Below are 6,232 nucleotides of genomic sequence, written 5' to 3'. Positions count from 1 at the left end.
CCCCCACTCTCGGCTTCGCTCGAGCGGGGGGACCCCCAGCCCACTCCCCAGAAGGACACGTCCATGACGGCCACGCCCGACCTCGGCACCCGTACTCCCCAGCACGCCTCTCCCGACCTGCTGCGTTCCGTCTTCCGGCAGCACGCGGCCGGTGTGGCGGTGATCACCGCCAGCGGTGAGAACGGCCCGGTCGGCTTCACCGCCACCTCGCTCAGCTCCGTCTCTGCGCAGCCCCCGATGCTGTCCTTCGGGATCAGCACCGGTGCGTCCAGTTGGCCCGCGATATCCGGCGCCGACCATGTCGGCGTACACATACTCGGCGAGCACCAGGAGCAGTTGGCCGCCACCTTCGCCCGCAGTGGCGCGGACCGGTTCGGGGCGCCCACCGTCTGGCGCGAGGGTCCCGAGAGTGTCCCGGTCCTCGACGGTGTGCTCGCCTGGCTGGTGTGCCGGGTCGTCGCGCGCGTGCCCGCAGGGGAGCACCGCATCGTGCTGGCCGAGGTCGTCCTCGGCGACCACGCGGGCTCCGGCCGCCCGCTCCTCTACCACCAGGGGCGCTTCAACGGGCTGCGTGACTGAGGCCACTCCGGGTGGGTGACGGGCCACCCTGCGGAAGCGTCGAGTTCCGATTACGCTGCGTTGCACAGGTCACAGTTCAAAGCGCTTGCTTAGCGGGCACCCCTTGGGGGAGCGTAGGAGTGCGTACTGGCGAGTAATATTTCGCTCGGAGCACCGGTCGCCCCCACCGGGAACGGCCGTTCAGGGCGCCTATGCTGCCTGGAAGTAGGCAGCCGAAAATGACGATGCAGTAGGAGAGCCGGCGTGAGCTTGAGGATCGTTGTCACTGTGAAGTACGTGCCCGACGCCACTGGCGACCGGCACTTCGCCGATGACCTGACCGTCGACCGGGACGACGTGGACGGTCTGCTCTCCGAGCTCGACGAGTACGCGGTGGAGCAGGCGCTGCAGATCTCCGAGAACTCGGACGACGACGTGGAGATCACCGTCCTGACCGTGGGCCCGGAGGACGCCAAGGACGCCCTGCGCAAGGCGCTGTCCATGGGCGCCGACAAGGCGATCCACGTCGAGGACGACGACCTGCACGGCACCGACGCCATCGGCACCTCCCTGGTGCTCGCCAAGGCGATCGAGAAGGCGGGCTTCGACCTGGTCGTCTCCGGCATGGCCTCCACCGACGGCACCGCCGGTGTGATCCCCGCCCTGCTGGCCGAGCGCCTGGGCGTCCCGCAGGTCACGCTGCTCTCCGAGGTCTCCGTGGCGGACGGCGTCGTCAAGGGCCGCCGTGACGGCGACACCGCCAGCGAGCAGCTGGAGGCCTCCCTGCCGGCCGTCGTGTCCGTCACCGACCAGTCGGGCGAGGCGCGTTACCCGTCCTTCAAGGGCATCATGGCCGCCAAGAAGAAGCCGGTTCAGGCCTGGGACCTCTCCGACCTGGAGATCGACACCGACGAGGTCGGCCTCGAAGGCGCCTGGACCGCCGTCGACTCCGCGGCCCAGCGCCCCGCGCGCACCGCCGGCACGATCGTCAAGGACGAGGGCGAGGGCGGCAAGCAGCTCGCCGAGTTCCTCGCGGGCCAGAAGTTCATCTAGGGGGAATGGCGGCGCGGGCCGGTTGCAACACGACCCGCGCCTCTCGGAGTGGTTCTGCCTTCGCAGGAGACCATTCCCGTGACTCCTCCCCCGAAGGGGCTTCTCAATCGACTGTCGAGACGGCCTCATGACGGACAAGCCCTGCCCGGTGCCAAAAGGCACGGGCGTGAGCGTAGCAGTCAACAAGTCTTCCCCCGGACGAAGTTCGGGATTCCCGCGCAGGAGTAGCAATGGCTGAAGTTCTCGTCTACGTCGACCACGTGGACGGCGCCGTCCGCAAGCCCACCCTGGAGCTGCTGACCCTGGCCCGCCGCATCGGCGAGCCCGTCGCGGTCGCCCTCGGCTCCGGTGCCGAGAACACCGCCGCCGCGCTCGCCGAGCACGGCGCGGTGAAGGTGCTCACGCACGACGCCGCCGAGTACGCCGACTACCTCGTCGTACCCAAGGTGGACGCCCTCCAGGCCGCCTACGAGGCCGTCTCCCCGGCCGCCGTCCTGGTGCCGTCCTCCGCCGAGGGCAAGGAGATCGCCGCCCGTCTGGCCGTGCGCATCGGCTCCGGCATCATCACCGACGCCACCGACCTGGAGGCCGGTGACGAGGGCCCGGTCGCGACGCAGTCGGTGTTCGCCGCCTCCTTCACCACCAAGACCCGTGTCTCCAAGGGCACCCCGGTCATCACCGTGAAGCCGAACTCGGCAGCCGTGGAGGCCGCCCCGGCCGCCGGCACCGTCGAGGCACTCGCGGTCACCTTCTCGGACAAGGCCACCGGCACCAAGGTCACCGCGCGCACCCCGCGTGAGTCGACCGGCCGCCCGGAGCTGACCGAGGCCGCGATCGTCGTCTCCGGCGGCCGCGGGGTGAACGGCGCGGACAACTTCGCGATCATCGAGGCCCTCGCCGACTCCCTCGGCGCGGCCGTCGGCGCCTCGCGTGCCGCCGTGGACGCCGGCTGGTACCCGCACTCCAACCAGGTCGGCCAGACCGGCAAGAGCGTGTCCCCGCAGCTCTACATCGCCAACGGCATCTCCGGCGCGATCCAGCACCGCGCGGGCATGCAGACCTCGAAGACGATCGTCGCCGTCAACAAGGACGCCGAGGCCCCGATCTTCGACCTCGTCGACTACGGCGTGGTCGGCGACCTCTTCGACGTCGTCCCGCAGCTCACCGAAGAGGTCAACTCCCGCAAGGGCTGACCCCGGGCTGACGCCTAACGGGCTGTACGAGGCTCCCGTGACCCACGTGGTCGCGGGAGCCTTCGTTCACCCCAGGGTGATGGTCGACTGCACAGGCAGATGGTCGCTCGGGAACTGGCTGTTCTCGGAGAACGTGTTGAGGGCCGTCCGCCGCACGGTGACTCCCGGGGAGACCAGGATCCAGTCGATGCGGGGGCCTTCCGGCACGAGCGCGCGGTAGCCGTGGAAGCTGCCGTAGAGCTGCCCGCGCGCGGCCGCCGCGTCCCAGGTGTCCCTGAGGCCCGCGCCCGCGTCCAGCATCGTGGAGTAGACCGAGGTGGTGTACGCGGCGGTGTTGAAGTCGCCGGTCACCACCAGAGGCAGGGAGCCGTCCAGGCGGGCGAGGCGTTCGGCGATGAGCGTGGCGGCACGCTCGCGTGCGTACTGACTCGCGTTGTCCAGATGGGTGTTGAGGACGTAGAACTCCCGTCCGTCGTCCCCGAGATCGCGGAAGCGGATCCAGGTGGCGATGCGCGGGTGGGCGCCGCCCCAGGTGTTCGAGCCGATCACGGCGGGCGTGTCGGAGAGCCAGAACTGGTCGTACTCGACGGGGGCGAGGCGGCGGGTGTCGTAGAAGATCGCCGTCTCCTCGTCGTGGCTGCCGCCCTTGCGGCCGCCGCCGATCCAGTCGTAGTGCGGGAGGTCCTGCTTGATGTCCTGGAGTTGTGCGTAGAGGCCCTCCTGGGTGCCGATGATGTCGGGGGCAGCGCGGAGCAGCAGGTCGCGCATCACCGGGCGGCGGACCTTCCAGCTGTTGGGTTCGGTGGTGTCGGCGAAGCGCAGGTTGAACGTCATGACGTCCAGCAGGCGGGTCTCGTTCCGGACGGCGCCCGAGCGTACGGTTCCGATGAGTGGCAGGGCGATGGCGGCCGCCACCAGCGTGGTCAGCCCCGCCCGACGGGTCACCGTCCTGGCAGTCGACATGTGCATCCCCTCCCCTTGCGAGTCAGGATGAAGGTGCGAGGCGCCGGGCGGAAGAGGGCCTCGGGGCGGCAGTGAACGCGACGGGCTCAGGGCGTGGACAAGGTGTTGACCGGCGGGAAGCTCCATGGATAACTTCGTTCTACGGATTGTTGATTCCGTAGAGCGGAAAACTGGAGGGTGTGGGAATGGGCCAGGAGCACGAGACGGTGGCGACGAGCCTCGCGGGCGCGGTCAGCGAGGAGATCAGCGCCTCCCTGGCACCGGTCGACGCCGAACTGGAGCGCCGCTACCCCGGTGACCCCGGCACCCGCCAGCCCGTCCACACGGTCTACGTCCCCGGTGACGTCTTCGCCGCCGACACGGTCCGTACCTGGGGCGACCGGGCCCTTGCCGCCCTCGACGAGCACGCCCCCGACGCGGCCTCCTTCGCCGCCGTCCTCGGCCTCTCCGACGACCTCGCCGAGCCCGTCCACGCGCGCGTGCGGGCCAAGTTGGAGCGCGAGCCCATCGAGGACCTGCGCGTCGACTTCGAGGACGGCTACGGCCCCCGCCCCGACGCCGAGGAGGACGAGGCCGCCGCCCGCGTGGCCCGGCTGATCGCCGAGGCGTACGAGAAGGGCACGGCGGCGCCGTACATGGGCATCCGTATGAAGTGCATGGAGGCGCCGGTGCGCGACCGGGGCATCCGCACCCTCGACATCTTCCTGACCGGGCTCATGGAGGCCGGCGGGCTGCCGGACGGCCTGGTCCTGACGCTCCCCAAGGTGACGTACGCCGAGCAGGTGACCGCGATGGTGCGCCTCCTGGAGGCCTTCGAGAAGGCGCGCGGGCTGGAACCGGGCCGGATCGGCTTCGAGATCCAGATCGAGACCAGCCAGTCCATCCTCGCCACCGACGGCACCGCCACCGTCGCCCGCATGATCCAGGCCGCGGAGGGCCGCGCCACCGGCCTGCACTACGGCACCTTCGACTACAGCGCCTGCCTCGGCGTCTCCGCCGCCTACCAGGCCAGCGACCACCCGGCCGCCGACCACGCCAAGGCGGTCATGCAGGTCGCCGCGGCGGGGACGGGCGTGCGTGTCTCGGACGGCTCGACGAACGTGCTCCCGGTAGGCCCGACGGCGAAGGTCCACGACGCCTGGCGCCTGCACTACGGCCTCACCCGGAGGGCGTTGTCCCGCGCGTACTACCAGGGCTGGGACATGCACCCCGGCCACATCCCCACCCGCTACGCGGCCGTCTTCGCCTTCTACCGCGAGGGCTTCGAACAGGCCGCCGCCCGTCTCGCCCGCTACGCCAACCACGCCGGCGGCGACGTCATGGACGAGCCCGCCACCGCCAAGGCCCTCAGCGGCTATCTGCTGCGCGGCCTGGACTGCGGCGCGCTCGACATCGCCGAGGTGGCCAGGGCGACCGGGCTGACCCGGATGGACCTGGAGGGCTTCGCGTCGCCGCGCCGGGGCGATCTCACGGCGTCCGCCAAGTAGCGGACCTGTCACAGGTGTCGGCGCCGGCTTCTGTTGTCACTGCCGCCCCGTAGGCTGTACGGCGTTCATGGATGTGCCACAGGGACGGAGCGGCGGTGCCTTCGGGGGAGAGCGGACGCGTGGACGGGATCGACCGGTTGCTGGCCGGGCGCTATCGCGTCGTGTCCCGACTCGGGCGCGGCGGCATGGGCGTGGTCTGGCGGGCCGTGGACGAGGTGCTCGGCCGTGAGGTCGCCGTCAAGGAACTGCGCACCTTCACCGACGCCCACGGACCCGAACTGGCCGACCTGCGCCTGCGGATGCAGCGCGAGGCACGGGCGGCCGCGCGGGTCCGCCACCCCGGAGTGGTCGCCGTGCACGACATCGCCGAGGTCGACGGACGCCCGCTGATCGTCATGGAGTTGATCGACGGCCCGTCCCTGGACGACGTGTTGGGCGAGCGCGGCCCGATCGACCCGCGTGAGGCGGCCGGGATCGGCGCGAAGGTGATGGAGGCGCTGGCCGCGGCGCACGCCGTGGGCGTCCTGCACCGCGATGTGAAGCCCGGGAACATCCTGTTGGACCGCTCGGGCCGCGTCGTCCTCACGGACTTCGGCATCGCGACGATGGACGACCCGGGCGACGGCTCCGCCACGCACCTCACGCGCAGCGGCGAACTCATCGGCTCCCTGGACTACTTGGCCCCCGAGCGCGCCCAGGGCGCCGACCCCGGCCCGGCGTCCGACGTCTGGGCCCTGGGCGCCACGCTGTACGCGGCGGTCGAGGGCGCGTCCCCGTTCCGCCGCACGTCCACGTACTCCACCCTCACAGCGATCGTCTCCGAGGCCTTGCCGGAACCCCGGCGGGCGGGCCGACTTGGGCCCGTTCTGCGGCAACTGATGGAGAAGCGGCCGGAGTTGCGGCCCGGGGCGGATGTGGCGCGGGGTTTGTTGGAGGAGGTCGCGGGGGCGCCGGGGGTGGATTTGCCTACGGCTGTGC

General features: G+C 71.0%; 6 protein-coding genes. 5 read left to right on the top strand and 1 reads right to left on the bottom strand.

What is annotated here, in order from left to right; translation table 11 throughout:
- Positions 1 to 63: 63 nt before the first annotated feature.
- From AC31A1_RS44490 to AC31A1_RS44480, 3 genes are all read left to right on the top strand, one after another.
- Positions 64 to 579, top strand: coding sequence for a flavin reductase family protein (locus tag AC31A1_RS44490; protein WP_489658771.1), 516 nt, complete (start codon positions 64 to 66; stop codon positions 577 to 579).
- 243 nt (positions 580 to 822) lie between these two features.
- Entirely contained in the window at positions 823 to 1,611 is a 789-nt protein-coding gene (locus AC31A1_RS44485; RefSeq protein WP_266868343.1) for an electron transfer flavoprotein subunit beta/FixA family protein, read from the top strand.
- Between the two features lie 230 nt (positions 1,612 to 1,841).
- Complete coding sequence (locus AC31A1_RS44480; RefSeq protein ID WP_266868341.1) at positions 1,842 to 2,804, top strand: electron transfer flavoprotein subunit alpha/FixB family protein; 963 nt, start codon at positions 1,842 to 1,844, stop codon at positions 2,802 to 2,804.
- A gap of 66 nt (positions 2,805 to 2,870) precedes the next feature.
- Here AC31A1_RS44480 and AC31A1_RS44475 read toward each other — a convergent pair whose 3' ends face one another.
- Positions 2,871 to 3,767, bottom strand: coding sequence for an endonuclease/exonuclease/phosphatase family protein (locus tag AC31A1_RS44475; RefSeq protein ID WP_489658770.1), 897 nt, complete (start codon positions 3,765 to 3,767; stop codon positions 2,871 to 2,873).
- A 179-nt stretch (positions 3,768 to 3,946) separates the two neighbouring features.
- On the opposite strand from AC31A1_RS44475, the gene AC31A1_RS44470 reads away from it, so the two are divergent.
- Together AC31A1_RS44470 and AC31A1_RS44465 are read left to right on the top strand one after the other, a co-directional pair.
- Positions 3,947 to 5,254, top strand: a complete 1,308-nt coding sequence (locus AC31A1_RS44470; protein WP_489658769.1) for a DUF6986 family protein — start codon at positions 3,947 to 3,949, stop codon at positions 5,252 to 5,254.
- Positions 5,255 to 5,325: 71 nt separating this feature from the next.
- A partial coding sequence (locus tag AC31A1_RS44465) for a serine/threonine-protein kinase (RefSeq protein ID WP_489658768.1) occupies positions 5,326 to 6,232 on the top strand: 907 nt, incomplete at its 3' end.

Source organism: Streptomyces sp. P5F9 (genome assembly GCF_057961495.1).
This window is presented reverse-complemented; position numbering and strand designations above follow the sequence as displayed.